General features: G+C 58.0%; 14 protein-coding genes. 13 read left to right on the forward strand and 1 reads right to left on the reverse strand.

What is annotated here, in order from left to right; all coding sequences use genetic code 11:
• Positions 1–239: 239 nt before the first annotated feature.
• The 9 genes from H7B67_RS06700 (at position 240) to H7B67_RS06740 (ending at position 15686) form a co-directional block, all read left to right on the forward strand.
• Positions 240–2006 (forward strand): cache domain-containing sensor histidine kinase, encoded by a 1767-nt coding sequence (locus H7B67_RS06700; RefSeq protein WP_185119011.1) that lies wholly within the window; start codon positions 240–242, stop codon positions 2004–2006.
• Entirely contained in the window at positions 1987–3030 is a 1044-nt protein-coding gene (locus tag H7B67_RS06705; protein WP_185119012.1) for a response regulator transcription factor, read from the forward strand. The genes H7B67_RS06700 and H7B67_RS06705 overlap by 20 nt, the downstream gene beginning before the upstream one ends.
• 246 nt (positions 3031–3276) lie before the next feature.
• A complete protein-coding gene (locus H7B67_RS06710; RefSeq protein ID WP_185119013.1) occupies positions 3277–4686 on the forward strand; it encodes an ABC transporter substrate-binding protein in 1410 nt (469 codons plus the stop codon).
• 161 nt (positions 4687–4847) lie between these two features.
• The gene (locus H7B67_RS06715) at positions 4848–5732 is read left to right on the forward strand and encodes a carbohydrate ABC transporter permease (protein ID WP_185119014.1); all 885 of its coding nucleotides are present in this window, start codon (positions 4848–4850) and stop codon (positions 5730–5732) included.
• Positions 5729–6553, forward strand: coding sequence for a carbohydrate ABC transporter permease (locus H7B67_RS06720; RefSeq protein WP_185119015.1), 825 nt, complete (start codon positions 5729–5731; stop codon positions 6551–6553). The genes H7B67_RS06715 and H7B67_RS06720 overlap by 4 nt, the downstream gene beginning before the upstream one ends.
• 51 nt (positions 6554–6604) lie before the next feature.
• Positions 6605–7639, forward strand: coding sequence for a Gfo/Idh/MocA family protein (locus tag H7B67_RS06725; protein ID WP_185119016.1), 1035 nt, complete (start codon positions 6605–6607; stop codon positions 7637–7639).
• 579 nt (positions 7640–8218) lie between these two features.
• Positions 8219–12217 carry a DUF5695 domain-containing protein gene (locus H7B67_RS06730; protein ID WP_185119248.1) on the forward strand — a complete coding sequence of 1333 codons (3999 nt, stop codon included), beginning with the start codon at positions 8219–8221 and terminating at the stop codon, positions 12215–12217.
• Positions 12218–13423: 1206 nt separating this feature from the next.
• Positions 13424–14464 (forward strand): LacI family DNA-binding transcriptional regulator, encoded by a 1041-nt coding sequence (locus tag H7B67_RS06735; protein ID WP_185119017.1) that lies wholly within the window; start codon positions 13424–13426, stop codon positions 14462–14464.
• Positions 14465–14519: 55 nt separating this feature from the next.
• Positions 14520–15686 (forward strand): sn-glycerol-1-phosphate dehydrogenase, encoded by a 1167-nt coding sequence (locus tag H7B67_RS06740; protein ID WP_185119018.1) that lies wholly within the window; start codon positions 14520–14522, stop codon positions 15684–15686.
• A gap of 120 nt (positions 15687–15806) precedes the next feature.
• Here H7B67_RS06740 and H7B67_RS06745 read toward each other — a convergent pair whose 3' ends face one another.
• Positions 15807–16739, reverse strand: a complete 933-nt coding sequence (locus H7B67_RS06745; RefSeq protein ID WP_185119019.1) for an AraC family transcriptional regulator — start codon at positions 16737–16739, stop codon at positions 15807–15809.
• Positions 16740–16924: 185 nt separating this feature from the next.
• Between H7B67_RS06745 and H7B67_RS06750 the strand changes: the two genes are divergently transcribed.
• The 4 genes from H7B67_RS06750 to H7B67_RS06765 all read left to right on the forward strand — a co-directional run bounded on the left by H7B67_RS06750 (position 16925) and on the right by H7B67_RS06765 (position 20674).
• Positions 16925–17656, forward strand: coding sequence for a ThuA domain-containing protein (locus H7B67_RS06750; protein WP_185119020.1), 732 nt, complete (start codon positions 16925–16927; stop codon positions 17654–17656).
• Positions 17657–17781: 125 nt separating this feature from the next.
• Positions 17782–18411 carry a GntR family transcriptional regulator gene (locus tag H7B67_RS06755; RefSeq protein WP_245363254.1) on the forward strand — a complete coding sequence of 210 codons (630 nt, stop codon included), beginning with the start codon at positions 17782–17784 and terminating at the stop codon, positions 18409–18411.
• A 234-nt stretch (positions 18412–18645) separates the two neighbouring features.
• Positions 18646–19860 carry a quaternary amine ABC transporter ATP-binding protein gene (locus H7B67_RS06760; RefSeq protein ID WP_185119021.1) on the forward strand — a complete coding sequence of 405 codons (1215 nt, stop codon included), beginning with the start codon at positions 18646–18648 and terminating at the stop codon, positions 19858–19860.
• Positions 19844–20674: an ABC transporter permease gene (locus H7B67_RS06765; protein ID WP_185119022.1), complete on the forward strand. Its 831-nt coding sequence runs from the start codon at positions 19844–19846 to the stop codon at positions 20672–20674. Before H7B67_RS06760 ends, H7B67_RS06765 begins: the two co-directional genes overlap by 17 nt.
• Positions 20675–20692 lie beyond the last annotated feature (18 nt).

The raw sequence follows: 20692 nt of genomic DNA on the forward strand, positions 1-20692 counted from the left end.
CATCTCTACTTCGAGCAAAACGGCGAGTTATCCCACGTAAGGTATATGGCTTTATCTATGCCGTTGTAAGGCTGGGTAGCGACAGGCTGACAGGCTCCTCCCGATAGCGGGAGGGGCCTTTATTCGTTTGCGCGCACAACGGAAGGTCGAATCCGGAAGAAAAATGTCGAAGACAACCCCCGCGAAATATGGTTATAATGTCTATCAACGAACGAACAGCCGGTAGAGGGGGGCTTGCGATGAAGGAGAAGCTGCTGAAGCTGGTCATGGACCGGAAGTTCTTCACGAAGATATTCGTCTCGATCGCGATCGTCTCCTTCATCGGCGTGTTCAGCATCGCCTTCGTCTACCAGCAATACTTCCGCAAGGTGCTGACGGACAACGAGATTTACCGGGTCCAGCGCTCGATCGACCAAGCGGCGCTTAACCTGGACAACCAGATGTACCGGATCGTCAGCAACGTCCATTATTTCTTCGAGTATTCGGGGAACGAGAGCCGCTTCATGAAGCTAAGGACGGGCGATTCCGCGGAGGCGGCCGACGACCGAAGCTGGGCGGAGAACACGCTGGGAGCGTACCGCATGCAGTATTCGAGCGAATTGGAATCCGCTTTCTTCCTGCTGCGGGACCGTCGCGCCGGAGGGGCCGAGACGCTGTTCTACGACCCGGAGCTCGATCCGGTGCCGGACATGGATTATCGCGAGATGAGCTGGTATAAAGACTTCCTCTCCGGAAGCGTCAACTTCTGGTCGCAGCCGACCCAAGAGCTGTTGTTCTATCAAGACCGCTCGATGACGACGATCTACCTGACGATGGCCCGTTACGACGCCGAAGGGAAGGACGGAATCCTCGTCATTCGGCTGAACGGCAAAATGTTCAACGATGCCTTCCGGTTATTGGTGACCCGGGATTTGAACATCGAGCTGCTGAACGCGTCCGGTCAGATCGTTTATTCCTCGCTGGCTCCGGCCGAGCTTTACGATTCGCGGGACGACATCCGCATGGATTCCACCCTTAGCCAGAGCGGCTTCCGGATCCAGGCCCATATCAAGAAGTCGTACATCGAGGAGACGGTCAGCAAAATCAGGATCATTCAGCCGTTCATCCTCGTGCTGGTCGTGCTCATGACGCTGTTTATCTCGGTCATCCTCTCCTTGTCCCTCGTCCGGCCGATCAAGAAGCTGCTCAGGCTCATGAAGCAAGCGGAGCTCGGCGACCTGGACGTTCGCTTTAACGGCAAATACGCCGACGAGGTGGGCGTTCTCGGCAACGGCTTCAACCGCATGCTCGCCACGATGACCGATTCCATCGAGAAGGCGCACCGGGCGGAGATGGACAAGCTGAGCGCGGAGGTCAAGCAGAGAGACGCGACCTTGCATGCGATGCAGAACCAGATCAATCCTCATTTTCTGTACAACACGCTCGAGGTGATCAACTGCCAGGCGATCCTGAACGAGGTTCCGAGCGTCAGCCGCATGAGCAAGGCGCTCGCCGACTTCTTCCGCTACTCCGTCGACGACCCGATGGCGGAGGTCGAGCTTAAGGTGGAGGCGGCGCACGTGGCGACGTACCTGGATATCCAGCACGAACGCTACCCGGATATCGAGATCGACATGGACGGAGTGAGCGAGTTCGGGGAATACCCGATCCTGAAGCTGACGCTTCAGCCCGTCGTCGAGAACGCGTTCAAATACGCGTTCCAGGGAAGCCGCGATTATTACCTTCGGATTTACGCGGAGGACGTGGACGACGACTCTTATGCCCTTTTCGTGGAAGATAACGGGGAAGGGATGGAAGAGGAGAGAATCGAGGAGATCAATCGCCGGTTTGAGTCGCCGCCCGGGGATTCGCGCGCCGGCATCGGACTCGCGAACGTCCATAGCCGGCTCCGCTTGAAGTACGGAGGAGCCTACGGTTTGTCGATGCAGGAATCGATGTCGGGCGGTATCCTCGTTCGGATTTTGCTGCCCAAGGGGAGGGAGAACGTTGAGAATTCTGATCGTTGAAGACGAAGCCGTCATCCGCAAAGGAATCATCAAGCTGCTCGAGAACAGCCATATCGCGATATCGGCCGTCGAGGAAGCGAGGAACGGCGAGGAGGCGCTGGAAGCCGTCGCGCGAGCGAAGCCCGACCTGATCATTACGGATATCCAAATGGCGGTGATGGACGGCCTCGACCTGATCGAGAATATTCGGCGCTCCTATGCCGAGATCGAGCTCATCGTTCTGACCGGCCACGCGGATTTTCACTATATCCAGAGGGCGCTGCGCAACCAGGTGGCCGACTACCTGCTTAAGCCGATCACGCAGGAAGGGCTGAACGAGGTGCTCTCCAAGACGCTGCTGAAGGACCCGGCCAAGTGGACGTCCCGGATGGACGACGACACGATAAGGGAGATGTCGGGCGCGACGAGCGGGCTGGCGAAGGACGTGCTGGCGGAAAATCGGGCCGAGATGCGCGAAAGGCTCGATCGGTGGTTCGCCTTCTGCCGGGGGAAAGGATATTCCTGGACGGAGCTCAAGCGGATCATGGGACACTTCGAGCTGCTGTTCCGATCCGAGCTGTACCTCGTGCTGAAGGAATATCCGCAGGATTCTTCCCCGGAGCGCCGCCGCTTGGCCGCATCCGCTCATGAGCTGCAGGCCGGCTGGGAACAATATTTGGAACGGTTGATCGCGTATGTCGCGGATCGAAGATCGCCGAGGAACAAGAGGGTCGTGGACGACGCCATTCGGCACATGGAAGCGCGCTACGGGGACAAGGAGCTGAACCTGCAGGCGCTCGCGGACCGTTCCGGCGTCAGCCCGGCCTATATGAGCAAGATGTTCCGCGAGGTCATGGGAAGGCCCATTACCCAGTACCTGAACGAGCTGCGGCTGGAGAAGGCGCGGCTGATGCTTCTGGAGCAGCCGGAAGTCAAGATATCGGCGGTCGCCGAGGAGTGCGGCTTTAACGATTACCCGTACTTCTCCAAGGTGTTCAAGAAGCATTACGGCATCTCTCCGCTGGAATACAAAGAGAAAAGTTGAAGCGCATTGCCTCTGCAAACGCATACTTGCATGTAACAAATCTTGACGTCAAGGTTTGTTTTTTTTGTCCGATAGGACGTATTTGGCCGTATTTAGTTGCGAAAAGACAAGTCCCGGTGTCAGAGTACATTGTTGAAAGCCTTTCCAACCGCTAGAATTTGTCTTGTGCCTCGGCTTACATGTCAGGTTTCGAGCGAATTCGGGGGCAGAAGGCAACACGATTTTCCAGAGAAGGGGAGAACGACATTGGCTAAGAAAATCATGCAAATCGCAGTCGCATCCGTCTTGACCGCCTCTTTGGCAGCTTGTTCGAACGGAGGGAGCAACGAGACTCCCGCCGCAAGCGAGAGCCCGAGCGCATCGGGAACGGCTTCGGCATCCGGAGCGGGAGCGGGCTCGGTCGCCACGCTTGCCGAGTGGGGCCAGACGATCAAGGGCAAGTACGACGGAACCGAGATCAACCTCGCGTTCGCGAGCCATCCTTCGACGGACTCCTTCCAGAAAATGACGAAGGAATTCGAGGAGTTGACCGGCATCCACGTGAAGTGGGAGGTCATGGAAGAAGGCTACCTGAAGAACAAGCAGCTGCTCGACTTCACGGGCCGCACCGGAACCTACGACGTGCTGATGGTCGACGGCTTCTGGATGAGCGAATACGGAGCGAAGAAGATCGTCGAGCCGCTCGACGACCTGATCGCGGACAAGACGCTGACGCCGGAATGGTTCGACTACGAGGACATCGTTCCCGCTTACCGCAACGGCATCAGCAAGTACGAAGGCGTGACCTACGGCATTCCGACGGCCGGCGAAACCCGGTTCATCGCTTACCGCAAGGATCTGTTCGAGAAGTACGGCAAGGAGCCGCCTAAGACGATGGACGAGTTCCTCGAGCTCGCGAAGTTCTTCAACGGCAAGGAAGACGGCCTGTACGGCGTGTCGATGCGGGCCCAACGCGGCACGCACGCGGCTTCCGGCCTGCTGAGCATCCTGTACAACTTCGGCGGCGGCTTCATCGACCAGAAGACGGGCAAGGCGACGATGACCGATCCGAAGACGATCGAGGCGATGCAGTTCTACGTCGACCTGCTCAAGAACGCTCCGAAGGACGTCAGCTCTTACACGCACGAAGAAGCCCTGTCCGCGTTCACGACCGGCAAAGCCGCGATGTGGCTGGACGCGACGGCGCTCGCGAACCGCATTCTCGATCCAAGCGGCTCCCAGGTCGCGGACAAGGTCGCCTTCGTGCCGACGCCGGAAGGCCCGGCGGGACGCGCAAGCGCGCTGGCCGGCTGGAACATGTCGATCTCCTCTCTCTCCAAGAAACAAGAAGCCGCATGGGCCTTCATCGTCTACATGAACAGCAAGGAGAAGGCGAAGGAATACGTGCAAGGCGGCGGCGTGCCCGTCCGGACGTCCGTCTACCAGGACGCCGAGCTCGCGGCGGCGAACATCTCTTACCCGGTGCAGCTCGAAGCGCTTAACGACGCGAACGTTCTCGTCGAGCAAGGAATCTCCTGGATTCCGCCGAGCCCGAAGCTCGGCCAAATTCTCGACCGCGTCGGCTACTACGTCAGCGCCGCGATGTTCGACCAGATGAGCGTTCAGGAAGCGGCCGAGAAGGCGCAGAAGGAAGTCGCGGATATCACCGGAGAGTAACGCGCCAAGAACAGAGACGACATCGAAAACGACACCATGAACGACATCGAGAACGACACCAAGTCATGCATCTAGACTAGCGACTGGACAAGCAACAGCTTAACCGCCCGGACGGCTCGCGGAGCCGTTCGGACGGGCTCCGGAAAGGAGAGAAACCACCTATGCTTCGCCGTTATTTCCACAATCGGCCGCATCTCGTTTACATCGGTCCGGCCCTTCTCATTCTCGGAATCCTGACGTTCGTTCCTACGATTTTTCTATACGGACTAAGCTTGACCAACTATGAGCTCGGTTACCCGGACTTCAAATTCGTCGGGATCGACAACTTCGTCCGCCTATTCTCCGGGCAAGACGCGGAGTTCTGGTATTCCGTGCGCATAAGCCTTGGGTTCATGATCATCGTCACGGTCATCGAGCTGCTGCTCGGCTTCGGGCTCGCGGTTCTGCTCGACAGGGAATTCAAGCTCAAGCCGCTGGCGTTCGCCTGCCTGATCGTGCCGATCGCCATGACCCCAAGCATCACGGGCCAAATCTGGAAGCTGATGCTGAACGCGGAGAACGGCGTCGTCAACTACCTGCTGGGCTTCGTCGGGGGCAAAGTCATCTGGCTGTCCGCCGAGAACGCTTTTCTCTCGACCGTGCTCGTAGACGTCTGGCAGAACACTCCGTTCGTCGCCCTCATCATCTACGCGGGCATGCGCTCGCTTCCGTCCGAGCCTTACGAGGCGGCGGCCATCGACGGCGCGAACCGGACTCAGATTTTCCGTTATATCACGCTGCCCTTGCTGCTTCCGATGATTCTGCTCGCCGTTGTCTTCCGTGCGATCGATTCGCTTAAGACGTTCGACATTCCGTACTCGCTCACCCAAGGCGGGCCGGGAAGCTCCACGGAATTCCTGAGCATGCACGTCTATCGCCTCGGCTTCGCGCAGACCGGCTGGGTCGGCCGTTCGGCCGCCGTCTCGGTCGTCCTGCTCGTTCTGATCACGGTTATCAGCTGGTTCCTCATTCGAGCCTACCGGAAAGGAGTGGAGAACCGAGGATGAACGCCTACGGAAGCAAGAAGCTCGGGATCGGAACCGGTCTCCTGCTGCTGATCGTCTGCATCCTGTGCATCTTCCCGATGTTCTGGATGATTCTCGTAAGCCTTAAGGACAAAGCTCTCACGTACGACCCGAGCGTCTGGTTCTTCTCGCCGACGTTCGAGAATTACAAGGCGGTATTCGAGGACCGCAACGCCGTCGACTACCTGAAGAACAGCGCCATCGTCGTGATTCTGACCACGATCGTGTCGATCTTCATCGGAGGGATGGCCGCTTACGGCTTCGCCAGATTCGAGTTCAAGAAGAAAGAGAATCGCGCCTTCTGGGTGCTGAGCCTGAGAATGCTGCCGCCGATGGCGTCCGTCATTCCGCTGTTCGTCATGGCGAGCTTGATCGGCGTGCTCGACACGCATATCGTGCTGATCGTGGCCTACATGCTGTTCAACATTCCGTTCACGATCTGGATGATGCGAAGCTTCTTCGAGGAAATCCCGGTCGCTCTGGAAGAGGCCGCGTTCGTGGACGGAGCGTCGCGGTTCCGGGTGTTCGTTCAGATCATCCTGCCGCTTGCCGTTCCGGGCCTGATCGCCACCGCGATCTTCTGTATCATCAACTCCTGGAACGAGTTCGTCTTCGCGTTGTTCCTGACGAGCTCCCAGGCGAGCACGCTGCCGACGACCGTGACGCTGTTCCTGTCCGTATCCGGCGTCGCTTGGGGCGAGATGTCCTCGATCGGGGTCGTCACCATCCTTCCGGTGCTGATCTTCGCGATGATCGTGCAGAAGTACATGATCCGCGGCCTGACGTTCGGCGGAGTCAAATAAGCCATTCAATCGAATCGTTCAACTTCACATCATGGAAAGGCGATGGACCACATGTCGAAAATCAAAATGGGTATCGTAGGCGCGGGAACGTGGGGAGAGACTCATGCCTTTATTTATAACGATCATCCGAACGCCGAGTTCGCGGCGATCTGCGATCTGAACCGCGAACGCGCCCTGGCGCTCGCCGCCAAATTCAATCTTCCCGAATCGGCCGTCTATTCCGATCACCAAGAGATGCTCCGCTCGGCCGATATCGACGCGGTGGCGATCGTGACTCCTGATTTCGCCCATACCCGAATCGCGGTCGATTGCGCCAATGCCGGCAAGCATTTTATCATCGAGAAGCCGCTGACGACGAGCCGTGAGGAAGCGCTGGAGATCATGGAAGCCGTCAACCGCAACGGCGTGAGGATGATGGTCGACCTGCATAGCCGCTGGAGCCCGCTGTTCGCCATTCCGAAGCAATCGATCCTGGACGGGGACATTGGAGAGCCGTACAGCGCGTACTACCGGCTGAACGACATCAAGTGGGTCGCGACCGATCTGCTGCCGTGGGCCGCGCGCTCGTCGATCCTCTGGTTCCTCGGCTACCACAGCGTAGACGTTCTCCGCTGGCTGTTCGACGACGAGGTCGAGCGGGTGTACTCGGTGTCGCGTGCCGGAGTTCTAAAGGACCTCGGCGTCGACACGACCGACGTCTACCAGACGATTCTCGAATTCCGCAAGGGCGGCATCGCTACGATGGAGAACGGTTGGATCACGCCGAACACGAACCCGAACGTGAACGATATGAAGCTGAACATCACCGGCACCAAGGGAATGTTCAATATCGATCCGACGCACAGCCAGATGCTCGAGCGCTTCACCGAGACGAAGGCGGACCGCCCGGACCTGCTCGTACGGCATTTCATTCACGGCAAGCCGAAAGGCTTCGCTTACGAGAGTATCCGCCACTTCGTCGATCAGCTTATCGCCGGAGAGCCGTTCCTCGTCTCGATGGAAGACGCCTACAATACGACGATGGTCATTCTCGCCATCATGGAATCGGCCCGCACCCGCCAGCCGGTCGTCGTGCAATACGATTAAATGCGAGAATGAGAGAGCGGCCGAGCAGGCCGCTCTCTCTTCATAAAGACGTCAAAAAAAGCGCTTGCAACCCGGCGGACGCCATGGTATAACTGTGGTGTAGTAAAACTAAACGTTTAGATTTCGCGAGCAACGAAATAATCGCGGTACCTACCCTCCACCTAAGACGCCGCAATTCTCTTCGAACTTTAGCAAATCACCCCCTATTACATAGAATTTGCTCCCGTCGACTCAAAGCAAGCCGAATTTTTATCGATTTCTGGAAAGAAGCTTTGCAATCAAAAATCTAAACGTTTAGATAAAATAAAGCTCAGGAAGAAAGGTGACAGCCACTTCTGTACAATTAGAAGTTTGAGAGGTTGTCGCGCATTCGTTTGATATGTAAGCGCTTTATTTTCAGAGACGGCGGGGAGGTGATGGGAGAGCCGGCAGAGGCAGCTGGGAGAAGAGAGATTCGACCGAACGGAAGGGGAGAGAAATGATATTGAACAACGATCGGGTCGAAAAGGAGGAAGAGTGATGAGTCAGCTTTCTCACGGCGTACGGATTCCGAAGCGGGTTGTTCTGATCGCGTTCTTCATGGTTGCCGTCGCTCTCTGCGTCTTGCTTGTCCCTAAGTCCGCTTGGGCGTATACGCTGTCCAACGGCACTTATAACGTGCAGACGGGAACGAACGGCGAGATTACCTCGATTCAGCTGGTCGGGGATACTTTCCCGACGAATTACGTCATGAACGCGACGAATGCTCCTCAGCAGAACACCGCGGATCACCAGTGGGTCGGGGAGCTCATGTTCAAGTATCGGCTCGGTACGGGAGCCTGGCAGACCGCGCTCACCCAGAGCTCGTCGGACGGACGCACCCAGAGCCAGAGCGGGAACACCGCGACGATCACTTACCAGAACTCGACGAACGCGAACGGGGTCAAGAACTTCAAGGTCGTCGAGACGTATTCTCTCGTGGACGATTACATCCGCTGGGGAATCGAGGTGACGAACACGAGCTCGCAAACGCTCGAGATCGGGGATTTCGGCCTTCCGCTTCCGTTCAACGAATATTGGTCGGGAGGAGACGCGATCTACGAGACTCGGGTGCTGACCCATTCCTTCGTCGGCAACAACGGCTCTTATATTACGATCGGACGGCCGAGCGGCATCGGGCCTTATCTGTTGATGATTCCCGACGCGTCGACCGGCGCGGGCTTCGAGTACCAGGATCGCTGGAGAATCGAAGAGCATCCCGGCAGCAAGTGGGCCGCCGATCAAGGCGGCTGGCCGGAAGGGCTGAACGTGTTCTACATTCATTCCAACGTCATCAAGAGCACGAACCGCGGCTACCTGCCGAACACGAGCCTGACGCTCGCTCCGGGCGCCAGCAAAACCTATGCGTTCAAGCTCATCAAGGTAGCGAACGAGAATGCGGTGAAGGATCGGCTTTACAGCGAAGGGCTCATCGACGTCACGGTCGTTCCCGGCATGATCGTGCCGACGAACCTGACAGCCAAGTTCGATCTTCGCACGTCGAAGACGATTACTTCGGTTACGGCGCAGTACCCGTCCGAGACGACGATCACCTCGCTAGGAACGTCGGCCGGGGGGCATCACCTGTACTCGCTGACGATGAGCCGCCTGGGACCGAACAACATCACCGTGAATTACGGCAACGGAGAGAAGACGGTGCTTCAGTTCTACGCCATCGAGCCGATCGCCGACGCGCTGCAGCGGCACTCGACGTTCATGGTGAACAGCACGCAGTGGAACGTCCCCGGAGACATCCGCGACAAGGTGTTCGACGATTGGATGATGCACACGAACTCGAAGCGCAACGTTTTCAACGGGTATTGGGGCTGGGGAGACGACTGGGGCTATACTCACGGGCAGTTCCTGGCGGAGAAAAACGTGCAGACGCCGGTGGCGTCGGAGGTTACGGCGGTCGATCAATACTTGCAGGTGGCCATCTGGCAGAACCTGATGGCGACCAATCACTCCGACTACCTGATCTACGACTTCCTCATGCCGGCTCCCAACACGACGCCTACCTATCGCGGATACGCTTATCCTCATATCTACAATACTTTCTTCAGCATGTATAAGATTTCGAAGCTGTATCCGGACCTGATTAATTATCAGAACCCGAGCACGACCTATCTTCTTCGGGCTTATAACATTTTCAAAGCGTTGTACGACGGACCGGTCGCCTACAACTGGAACACGGGGCTGATGGGCGAATCGACGACGCCGGAGCTGATCAAGGCGCTTCAGGACGAAGGATACACGGCGCAGGCGAACGACGTGATCGCCAAGATGGCGACGAAGTACAACAACTTCGCGAACACGACGTATCCTTACGGCTCGGAATACAACTATGACAACACCGGGGAAGAAGCCGTCTATACGCTCGCCAAGATGAACAACAACACTACGATCAAGAGCAAGATCAACGCCAAGACGAGGGCGGCGCGCGGCCATATGCCGGTCTGGTATTACTATGCCGACCCGGTCACGATCACGGGCGAGAACTGGTGGAATTTCCAATACACCGTATCGCTTGCAGGCTACGCGATGGACGATTGGGTCCGGAACCATTCGACGACGCCGGAAGTCGAGCAGCGGATGTCTTACGCGGCGAAGATCGCCAACGTCGGGGCGATCAACTCCGGCCAGATCAGCTCGGATCCGGCCGATATCGGCGCGGTGGCCTGGACCTACCAGGCGGAGAAGGGCAATTATGACGCGCTCGGCTTGGGCGGCGGCCCGCTGCAGAACGGCTGGCGCGGCATGTCCGGCGAAGCGGACCTCGGCTTGTTCGGGGCGATCCGGATCCTAAGCTCCGACGTCGCGGTCGACCCGATCTTCGGCTTGTACTGCTACGGCTGTGACGTGACGCAATCGGGCGGGAACTATCAAGTGACGCCGAAGGACGGGGTGTTCCAGAAGCTGAACCTGATCACCCAGAAATTCAACATGACGATGGAGCGGGACAAATACACGTCCGCGACGGTAGCCGCGGCCAAAAACTTCGTGAATTTCACCCTGAAGAACGTCACGCCGGGAACGGCTCATACGACGAAGGTGAGCTTCACGGGCCTTGCTGCCGGAACGTACCAGATTCTCGTCGACAATAACGTCGCAGGATCCGTTAACGCGACGGGCGGCACGACAACCGTGAGCCTCAGCATCGGCACGGCGGCGACTTACGACATCAAGCTCCAGCAGGGAGCGGCGGTGAACGGTCCGCCAGTCGTCGATGCCGGCTCCAACGCGACGGTAACGCTGCCAGCCTCGATCGCGCTTTCCGGCACGGCAAGCGACGACGGATTGCCTAGCGGCAGCACGGTGACGACGACTTGGAGCCTGCAAAGCGGTCCGGGCACGGCAACGATCGCGAACGCAAGCGCGCTGAACACGACGGCGACCGTCACCGCTCCCGGCACGTACGTATTCCTGCTGACGGCCAGCGATTCCGCGCTTCAGGCGACGGATACGGTCACGATTACCGTGAACGCGCCTCTTGCGGATGTGCTTGTCCGCTATTCGTTCGACGAGACAAGCGGAACGAGCGCGGCGGATTCGTCCGGCGGCGGCAAGAACGGCGCGTTGAACGGAGGCGCGACGTGGGCGGCCGGCCATAACGGCAACGCGGTCAGCCTGAACGGCTCGAACGGCTATGTCAGCATGCCGAACGGAATCGCGAACGGGGCGACGGAGCTGACGATCGCGGCTTGGGTGAAGGCGAACTCCTTAAGCAACTGGACGCGGATCTTCGATATCGGCTCGAGCACGTCCTCTTATATGTTCCTGTCGCCGCAGCCGGGAGGCGCGGGCTTGCGCTTCGCGATCACGACGGGCGGCAACGGCAGCGAGCAGCGGATCAGCTCGACGGCCGCGTTCCCGACCGGCGTGTGGAAGCACGTGGCGGTGACGCTGTCCGGCTCGACCGGCCGGTTGTACGTCGACGGAGTTCAAGCGGCGACGAACACGGGCATGACGCTGAATCCGTCAAGCCTCGGCAACACGACGCAGAATTGGATCGGGCGCTCCGCGTTCTCCGGCGATCCCTACTTCAACGGCTCGATCGACGACTTCGTCATCTACAGCCGGGCGCTCAGCGCCGCGGAGATCTCGGCGCTCGTCTCGGCGGGCACCGCGGCCGACATCGCTCCGCTCGGCACGGCGACGACTTCCTTCGTCTCCTCCTGGGAGAGCTTGGCGGGTCTCAACGATACGTATGAACCGACCAGCTCGAACGATCGCGGCCATCCGGTCTACGGCAACTGGAACAATCCGGGGACAACACAATGGGTTCAATACGACTTCAGCCAGAACTACACGATCTCGAAGGTCGAGGTCTATTGGTTCGACGACGACTCGGGCATCGACTTGCCGGCCTCCTGTTCGATTCAGTATTGGAACGGAACCGCGTGGGTGAACGTGGCCAACCCCTCGGGGCTAGGGGTGCTTGGCAACCAGTACAACGTGACGACGTTCGATCCGGTGTCGACCAACAAGATAAGGCTCAACATCACGGCGAAAGCAACGACCTCCACCGGAATCGAAAAGTGGAAGGTGTACGGGATGTAAAGCATGTAAGGTCGGGAGGTGCGGGAACTAGATATCAGGGGAAGTAAGGGCAGCAAGCACGGCTAGGGCAGTAAAGAAGTCGGCCGCTTTCCGGTTGGCGCGTTCCGCCAATCGGGGAGCGGCTTTTATTCGCAGAAGTGGGATAACGAATTAAAGTGGTGCACTGGGTGCACTACATTGGCGAGAATGCGGGGGAACGAGCTAGAGTGGTGCGCTGGGTGCACTACATCGGCGAGAATGCGGGAGAACGACCTAAAGAGGTGCACTGGGTGCACTACATTGGCGAGAATGCTGGAGAACGAGCTAAAGTGGTTCACTGGGTGCACTACATTGGCGAGAATGCGGGAGAACGAGCTAAAGTAGTGTACTGGGTGCACTACATTGGTGGAAATGCGGGAGAATGAGCTAAAGTGGTGCACTGGGTGCACTACATCGGCGGGAATTCGGGGGAACGACCTAAAGAGGTGCACTGGGTGCACTACATTGGCGAGAATGCGGGGGAACGAGCTAAAGTGGTGCGCTGGGTGCACTACATTGGCGGGAATGCGGGGGAATGAGCTAAAGAGGTGCACTGGGTGCACTACATTGGCGGGAATGCGGGAGAAAGAGCTAAAGAGGTGCACTAGGTGCACTACATTGGTGGAAATGCGGGAGAATGAGCTAAAGTGGTGCACTAGGCACACTATATTGGTGGAAATGCGGGAGAACGAGCTAAAGTGGTGCACGGGGTGCACTACATTGGCGGGAATGCGGGGGAATGAGCTAAAGAGGTGCACTGGGTGCACTACATTGGCGGGAATGCGGGAGAAAGAGCTAAAGAGGTGCACTAGGTGCACTACATTGGTGGAAATGCGGGAGAATGAGCTAAAGTGGTGCACTGGGCGCACTACATTGGTGGAAATGCGGGAGAACGAGCTAAAGTGGTGCACGGGGTGCACTACATTGGCGAGAATGCAGGGGAATGAGCAAAAGTGGTGCGCTAGGTGCGCTACATCGGCTTTCCCCAACCTACGGTTTATCCTTGCGTCTGAATTATTAAGCGTGATATAACAAAATTAATATATATCTAAACGATTAAATTATTTTGCGAAATGCCTGAGCAAATAGCGATTCACCATTGTACGATTCTTGATTGTCCGATACTCACTATCCGATTCACCAATTCCCGATTACCAACGAAAGCAGAGAAGTGGAGGCAGTCCGCGAATGAGCAAAGTCGGAATCAAGGATATCGCCGCCAGAGCGAATGTCTCCACGGCGACCGTCTCGTATGTGCTGAACGGAACCCGCAACGTCAAGCCGGCGACGAAGGAGCGGGTGCTGCGGGTCATCGAGGAGCTGAACTTCAAGCCGAACGCGATCGCCCAGAGCTTGAAGAATCGGCGGACCGACACGATCGGCGTCATCGCCGAGGACGTGACGGTGTTCAACGTGCCCGAGATTATCGACGGGATCAACGATTATGCGGACCGGCACGATCTGCATATCCTTCTGACGAACCTGCGGCTGGACAAAAGAATCGGGAGAGGGTTCGACCGGGTCGAAAGCTACCGCAAGCATATGGAGAACGCCGTAGCCGAGCTCCAGGGCAAGCAGGTGGAAGGAATCGTCTACATCGGCGTGCATCCTCGCGACCTTACCGGAATGATCGATACGCACGGCAAGCCTATCGTTTATACGTATTGCTATACTCAGGATGATATCTCGATCCAGTATGATGACGAGCAAGCCTCGTATGACGCCATGGCTTATCTGGTGAAGCAAGGCCATTCCAAGATCGCGATCATCAGCGGCACGATGGACTCGCTGCCTTCGCGGATGCGGTTCAACGGCTTCTACAAAGCGGTGACCGAGTTCTCGCTGCCGTTTAATCCGGATTGGATCAAGATGGGGGATTGGGAGACCGAATCGGGCTTCCGCCTGGCGCAAGAGCTGTTGTCGCTGCCGGAGCCGCCGACCGCGATCCTCGCCATGAACGACGTCATGGCCGCGGGCGTCCTCCGCGCCGCTTCGGAAGCGGGAGTCGCCGTTCCCGGAGAGCTGTCCGTCATCGGCTTCGACAACCGCGAGTTCAGCGGCTATCTGACCCCTCGCATGACGACTCTTGAGCTTCCCCTGCACGAAATGGGTTATCGGGCGATGGATTCGCTCATGAAGGCCATCCGGGGAGAAGAGGTCGACCGCAACCAGAGCCCGGCCTGCAAGCTTATTCTGAGAGATTCCGTCGCTCCTCCTCCGGGAGATTGATGCTGCAGACCGTTCCCTTTTTTCTAAAAAATCCACCCTAGAAGGAGAGAGACCAATGAGCGATATGATGAACAAAGTACGCGCAGCAGCCTCGCAAATGCCGGGAGCCGCGACCGCCTCGCTGGAGATCGATCCCGTGTTGATAGAATCCGGGGCCATCCGCAAGATTGCCCCATACTTAAAGGAGAAGGGTTACGCGCGAGTCAGCCTTGTCGCCGACAAAACGACATATGAGATTGCGGGCCAATCGATCGAAGCCGCGATCGTCCAGGCCGGAATCCGGGCGCAGGCGACTCTCGTCGCCCCGAATGCGCAAGGGGACGTTATCGCGGACGAAGCTTCTCTCGTCCAGTTGATTCTCGACGTCAAGAAGTTCGGCGCGGAGGTCATTCTGGCCGTCGGATCCGGAACGCTTCACGACATCGCCCGTTTCTCCGCCTACGCCGTCTCCGTCCCGTTCGTCTCCGTGCCGACGGCGCCTTCGGTGGACGGCTTCAACTCGGTCGGAGCCCCCCTTATTCTTCGCGGGGACAAGACGACGATCCAGACGATCGGTCCGTCCGCGATCTTCGCCGACCTGGACATTCTGACGAAGGCGCCGTCGGCTTTGGTCGCGGCAGGCTTCGGAGACATGCTCGGCAAGTTCACTTCCCTATTCGACTGGAGCTTCGGCCGGGCGTCGGCCGATGAGGTTTATTCCGGCGTCGTGGCCGAGATGACCCGCGAGGCTCTTCGGAAGTGCGTCGATCGCGTGGACGAGATTGCAAGCCGCTCGCCGGAAGGCATTCGGATCCTGACGGAGGCGCTGGTGGAATCCGGCTTCGCGATGCTGCTGCTCGGGCAGTCCCATCCGGCTTCGGGAGCGGAGCATCATCTATCGCATTATTGGGAGATGGAATTCCTGCGCACGGGACGCAAACAGATTCTTCATGGAGCGAAGGTAGGCGTGGCGTGCGGAGTCATTGCGGGACTGTACAAGGAGCTGGCGGAGAAGGGACCGCTGCCTTCTCTCCCGGAAGAGAAGCAGGGCGCGATCCGGGAGGAGCTGGCGAGAATCCCGTCCGTCGAGACGATCAAGGGATGGCTGCGGCAGGTGGGCGGTCCTTCCGAGACTTCGGAGCTGGGAGTGAGCGAGGAGCTGCTGGCGAGAAGCCTGCAAACGGCCCATCGCATTCGGATGAACCGGCATACTCTGCTTCGGGCGTATAACGAGAGTAGGTAAGCGGGAGACTCGGCAGGAGCGTTTGGCCCATTAATCCGCTTAACCCGGCATCATCCGACATAACCCGCTTCACCAGATAGTCACCAGCCTATACCCGTCATTAATTCATCCGGCATCGAATTACCCCGAGCTCTCTTGAAGCCTCTGCTTGAATTGTTTCGGGGAGCAGTCGTTGTACCGGCGGAACATCTCGTAGAAATGGCCGATGTTCGTGAATCCGACCGATTCGGCCACTTCGGCGATGCTTAACCGGTCGTTCGTGAGCAGAAGCTGCTCGGCTTTCTTGATCCGCTTAAGCACGACGAAGTCGGTGAACGACATCCCGACGCCTTTCTTGAACGTCTTGATAAAATGCGTATAGCTCATATTCACCAGCCTGCTGGCATCGGCGACCGAGATTCTCTCGTCCAGACGTTCCTCCACGTAAGCGAGGGCGGGCTGGAGCCGGGTCAGCAGGCTGTTGTTGCTGTAATGCAGCCGCTGCCTGCTGTCGTTGCGCAGCAGCTGGAGCAGCATGCTCTTGATCGCGGAGGAGACGGCGAGCTCGTAGCCGACCTTCCCCTCGTTCATCTCGCCGTAAATCTCCCGTATCAGCTCCCCCATCCGCAGGCGCACGTCCTCCTTTTCCCGGAAAATATAATTCACCGAGCTCAGCGGCCGGATCACCTCGGAGAAATGCTGCATGCTGTTGAGCGTGCTCGGATCCCAGTATTTGCGCAGGTCGATCTGAAACACGATATAACTCAAGTTGCCGTTGCTCGTCTGAAGGGTGGTATGAGGCTCGGAGGAGCCGAACACGACGACGTCGCCGGGCTGCAGCGGAATCCGCTCTTCCTTGTAGAAGACCGTAAGCTCCCCGTTCAAGACGAGAAGAAACTCGACTTCCTCGTGATAATGCCAGCCGGAATAGCGGGATTGCTGCCAGTTCTGTTCGACGCGAATGCGAAGCTCTTCGGTCGCGCGATTCTGCGCTTCCTGATCGATCTGCCAGATCCGTATGGCGAGGAACGGATTCTGGTAGTAAACTTGCTCGTAATACATATCCGGATACATGGAGCTTCCCCTCTCCATAGGCAAGTACGATTCACAGAATTACGTAAGATTAGAGTAGCATAGAACTACTGTCCGGAATAGGGGATAGCAGAATACCGGAAAAAATGAATCGATCGTGTAATCGTTTGCCGAAGTCGGTTTGACTACAATGGAGGTGAAATTGAGATCAAAGGCGAGGTGTGGCAATGAGCGCTAATGTGAATGTTACGATCTGGAATGAATACCGTCACGAGAAGACGAACGAGAAGGTCGCTTCCGTCTATCCGAACGGGATGCACGCCGCGATTGCCGAAGGGCTGGACGTGAGCGGCAAGATCCGGACGGCGACGCTGGACGAGCCCGAGCACGGCCTGACGGCGGAGGTTCTTGACGATACCGACGTTCTCATCTGGTGGGGCCATATGGCGCATGGAGAAGTAAGCGACGAGATCGTCGAACGGGTGCATGGGCGGGTGCTTCAAGGCATGGGGCTGGTCGTGCTGCACTCAGGTCATTTCTCGAAAATTTTCAAAAAGCTGATGGGAACGTCGTGCGACTTGAAGTGGCGGGAGGCGGACGAGAAGGAGCGCATCTGGGTCGTCAATCCGGCTCATCCGATCGCGGACGGCATCGGAGAGTACATCGAGCTTCCGCAGGAGGAGATGTACGGCGAGCACTTCGACATCCCGCAGCCGGACGAGCTCGTCATGGTCAGCTGGTTCGAAGGCGGAGAGGTGTTCCGCAGCGGATGCTGCTATTCGCGCGGCGCGGGCAAAATCTTCTACTTCCGTCCCGGCCACGAGACGTATCCGACGTACTTCAACCCGCAGGTTCGCCGGGTCATCGGCAACGCCGTGAAGTGGGCGGCTCCGGTCGCTCGCGAGTACCCGAAGTACGGCAACGCGCAGCCTCTAGAGGAGATCAAGCCGGGAAAATAATCGGTTTAGACCGCCGTTCGCGAATGCGCGAGCGGCTTTTGCATTCTCCGGTTTACTTTTCCCCGCGAAAGTCGTATGCTGTGGATGATTATTTCGCAGGGTAAGGGCAGGGGAATCGCACAGTCATGTCGGACATGGAAAAAGCGGGCTATAAATCGATCGCGCTCGATATCGCCCAGCGCATCGTCAGCGGAGAGATTCCCGAGGGGAGCAAGATCTCCGGAAGATCGATCCTCGCCGGGCAATACCACGTCTCGCCGGAGACGATCCGCAAAGCGATCGGCTTGCTGAAGGAAGAGAATATCGTGTCGGTGTCCCAGGGCAAGGAGATCGCGATCGTCTCCAGCTCCAAGGCGCACGAGTACATCACGAAGAACAATTACTTGAAGTCGGCTTATTCGCTTCGCCAGGATCTGCAGCTTCTGCTGAAGGAGAAGCAGGTGATGGACAGGCGGTTCGAATCTCTGTTTCTCGAGATTATCGAAGCCTCCGACCGCCTCAAGAATTTAAGGCCGTACAATCCGGTCGAGCTGTCGATCAAGCCCCATTCGCCCGTCATCGGCATGTCGATCGCGAACCTGCAGTTCTGGCAGAACACGGGAGCGACGATCATCGCCCTGCGCCGGGGGACCAACGTCTCCATCTCGCCGGGACCGCACGTCGTCCTGCTCGAAGGCGATGTCCTCGTCGTCGTCGGCAACGACAAAGTATACGAGAAGACCGAGGAATTCATCAACGGACCTCGGGGGATATAAAAGCACCGAAGCAGCAGCGGCCAAGGCCGCGGGCTGCTTTTTTTATTGCGTTTTGGGCCCTTTTTTGGCTCCCTTCGCACTCTCGTTATGCCAGCCCGAGCGGGTTGTCTTTCCCTCGCAACTAACAACTTTAAATTCTTTTCGGGGTTGTCTGATGAATAATATTTTGTTATAGTTCTCTAAGTCTATGACCGGGGGACTGAAATTTTTTGGTAGCAAGGAGTGATTCGATTCATGTCCATTATCGAAGTGAAGCAGTTGACCAAGGTATTCGGCCATGATCCGAAGCACGCGGTAAAGCTGTTGGGCCAGGGATGGTCCAAGGAGAAAATTTACAGAGAAACGAAGATGACGATCGGGGTCAATCAGGCCAGCTTCGGAATTGAGCCTGGAGAAATTTTTGTCATCATGGGCTTGTCCGGAAGCGGCAAATCGACGCTGGTCCGGCTGCTGAATCGGTTGATCGAGCCGACGTCGGGTCAGGTCCTGTTCAAGGGAAGAGACATCGTCGGAATGAACAAAGTCGAGCTGAGGGAGCTGCGGCGGAAGCATATCGGCATGGTCTTCCAGAAGTTCGCCCTGTACCCTCATCGCACGGTGCTCGCGAATGCCGAATACGGCCTCGAAGTGCAGGGCATCGAGAAGAAGCAAAGACGGGAGCTGGCGATGAACGCGCTGAAGCTCGTCGGCCTCGAGGGCTGGGAGCAGAGCTATCCGGATCAATTGAGCGGGGGCATGCAGCAGCGCGTAGGTCTTGCGCGCGGACTCGCGAACGACCCGGACATCCTGCTCATGGACGAGGCGTTCAGCGCGCTCGATCCGCTCATTCGCAAGGACATGCAGCACGAGCTGCTGCTGCTTCAAGCTAGGATGAAGAAGACAATCGTGTTTATCACGCACGATCTCGACGAGGCGCTTCGGATCGGCGACCGCATCGCCTTGATGAAGGACGGCTCGATCGTGCAGATCGGCACGCCGGAGGAGATCCTGACCCGGCCGGCCGACAAGTTCGTCGAACGGTTCGTCGAGGACGTCGACCTGTCGAAGGTGCTGACCGCGTCGCATGCCATGATCCGGCCGGAGACGATCACGCCCGAAAGAGGGCCTCGCGTCGCGCTGCAGCTCATGAGGGAGAGCGGCGTCTCCACCCTATACGTGACGGACAAAGAGAAGAGACTGCTCGGAGCGGTCACCGCGGACGACGCCTCGCGGGCGGTGAAGGAGAACCTTCCGCTCGAGGCGGTCATTCAAACGAATGTCGTCATGGTTCCCCCCGACGAAGTGCTTAACGGGTTGTTCGACTCGATGGCGGAGGCGAAGCTGCCGATCGCGGTCGTGGACGAACAGTCAAGGCTGCGAGGCATTCTTATCAAGGGCGCGGTGATGTCCACTCTCGCGGGCAACCGCGACGCATCGGAAGGAGGAGCCTTCTATGAACAACGTGCCTAAGCTGCCCATCGGGGATTGGGTCGAGAGCGTAGAGGATTGGCTGACCGACCATCTCGGGCCGCTGTTCGACTTCATCCGCGCCGTCATCGGGGGAATGGTGGACGGCATCGAGGTCGCGCTGACCGCGGCGCCTTCTCTCGTGCTGATCGTCTTGATCGCCGCCCTCGCTTATTGGATCGGCAAGTGGAAGCTCGCCGCGTTCGCCGTGATCGGGCTGCTGCTCATCGACAACCTCGGCTTATGGGAGCCGTCGATGCAGTCTCTTGCCCTCGTCTTGACGGCTTCGATTCTGTCGATCGTGTTCGGCGTCCCGATCGGAATCGCCTGCGCGAGAAGCAATGCCGTCCGGAATACGGTGACCCCGATTCTCGACTTCATGCAGACGATGCCGGCGTTCGTCTACCTGCTGCCGGCCGTCTCGTTCTTCTCGCTCGGCGTCGTTCCCGGCGTAATCGCGTCGATCATCTTCGCGATTCCGCCGACGATCCGGCTGACGAACCTCGGCATTCGCCAGGTTCCCGGAGAGCTGACGGAGGCGGCGGACGCCTTCGGCTCTTCCCCGGCGCAGAAGCTGTTTAAGCTGCAGCTTCCGATCGCGATGCCGACGATGATGGCCGGCATCAACCAGACGATCATGCTAGCGCTGTCGATGGTCGTCATCTCGTCGATGATCGGCGCGCAGGGCGTCGGCGCTTACGTGTACCGGGCCGTCACGCAGGCGAAGACCGGCGTCGGCTTCGAAGCCGGCATCGCCATCGTCATCATGGCCATTCTGCTTGACCGCTTGACGCAATCGGCGTTCAAGAAAAAATAAGAAGGAGTTGCATTCATT

It is taken from the genome of Cohnella thailandensis (assembly GCF_014212135.1).
Taxonomy (GTDB): Bacteria; Bacillota; Bacilli; order Paenibacillales; family Paenibacillaceae; genus Cohnella; species Cohnella thailandensis.

Excerpts from the sequence above, each read along its gene's own strand:
- H7B67_RS06700 (WP_185119011.1), top strand. The coding sequence starts at position 240 with ATGAAGGAGAAGCTGCTGAAGCTGGTCATGGACCGGAAGTTCTTCACG.
- H7B67_RS06715 (WP_185119014.1), top strand. The coding sequence starts at position 4,848 with ATGCTTCGCCGTTATTTCCACAATCGGCCGCATCTCGTTTACATCGGT.
- H7B67_RS06720 (WP_185119015.1), top strand. The coding sequence starts at position 5,729 with ATGAACGCCTACGGAAGCAAGAAGCTCGGGATCGGAACCGGTCTCCTG.
- H7B67_RS06725 (WP_185119016.1), top strand. The coding sequence starts at position 6,605 with ATGTCGAAAATCAAAATGGGTATCGTAGGCGCGGGAACGTGGGGAGAG.
- H7B67_RS06730 (WP_185119248.1), top strand. The coding sequence starts at position 8,219 with ATGGTTGCCGTCGCTCTCTGCGTCTTGCTTGTCCCTAAGTCCGCTTGG.
- H7B67_RS06735 (WP_185119017.1), top strand. The coding sequence starts at position 13,424 with ATGAGCAAAGTCGGAATCAAGGATATCGCCGCCAGAGCGAATGTCTCC.
- H7B67_RS06740 (WP_185119018.1), top strand. The coding sequence starts at position 14,520 with ATGAGCGATATGATGAACAAAGTACGCGCAGCAGCCTCGCAAATGCCG.
- H7B67_RS06745 (WP_185119019.1), bottom strand. The coding sequence starts at position 16,739 with ATGTATCCGGATATGTATTACGAGCAAGTTTACTACCAGAATCCGTTC.
- H7B67_RS06750 (WP_185119020.1), top strand. The coding sequence starts at position 16,925 with ATGAGCGCTAATGTGAATGTTACGATCTGGAATGAATACCGTCACGAG.
- H7B67_RS06755 (WP_245363254.1), top strand. The coding sequence starts at position 17,782 with ATGTCGGACATGGAAAAAGCGGGCTATAAATCGATCGCGCTCGATATC.
- H7B67_RS06760 (WP_185119021.1), top strand. The coding sequence starts at position 18,646 with ATGTCCATTATCGAAGTGAAGCAGTTGACCAAGGTATTCGGCCATGAT.
- H7B67_RS06765 (WP_185119022.1), top strand. The coding sequence starts at position 19,844 with ATGAACAACGTGCCTAAGCTGCCCATCGGGGATTGGGTCGAGAGCGTA.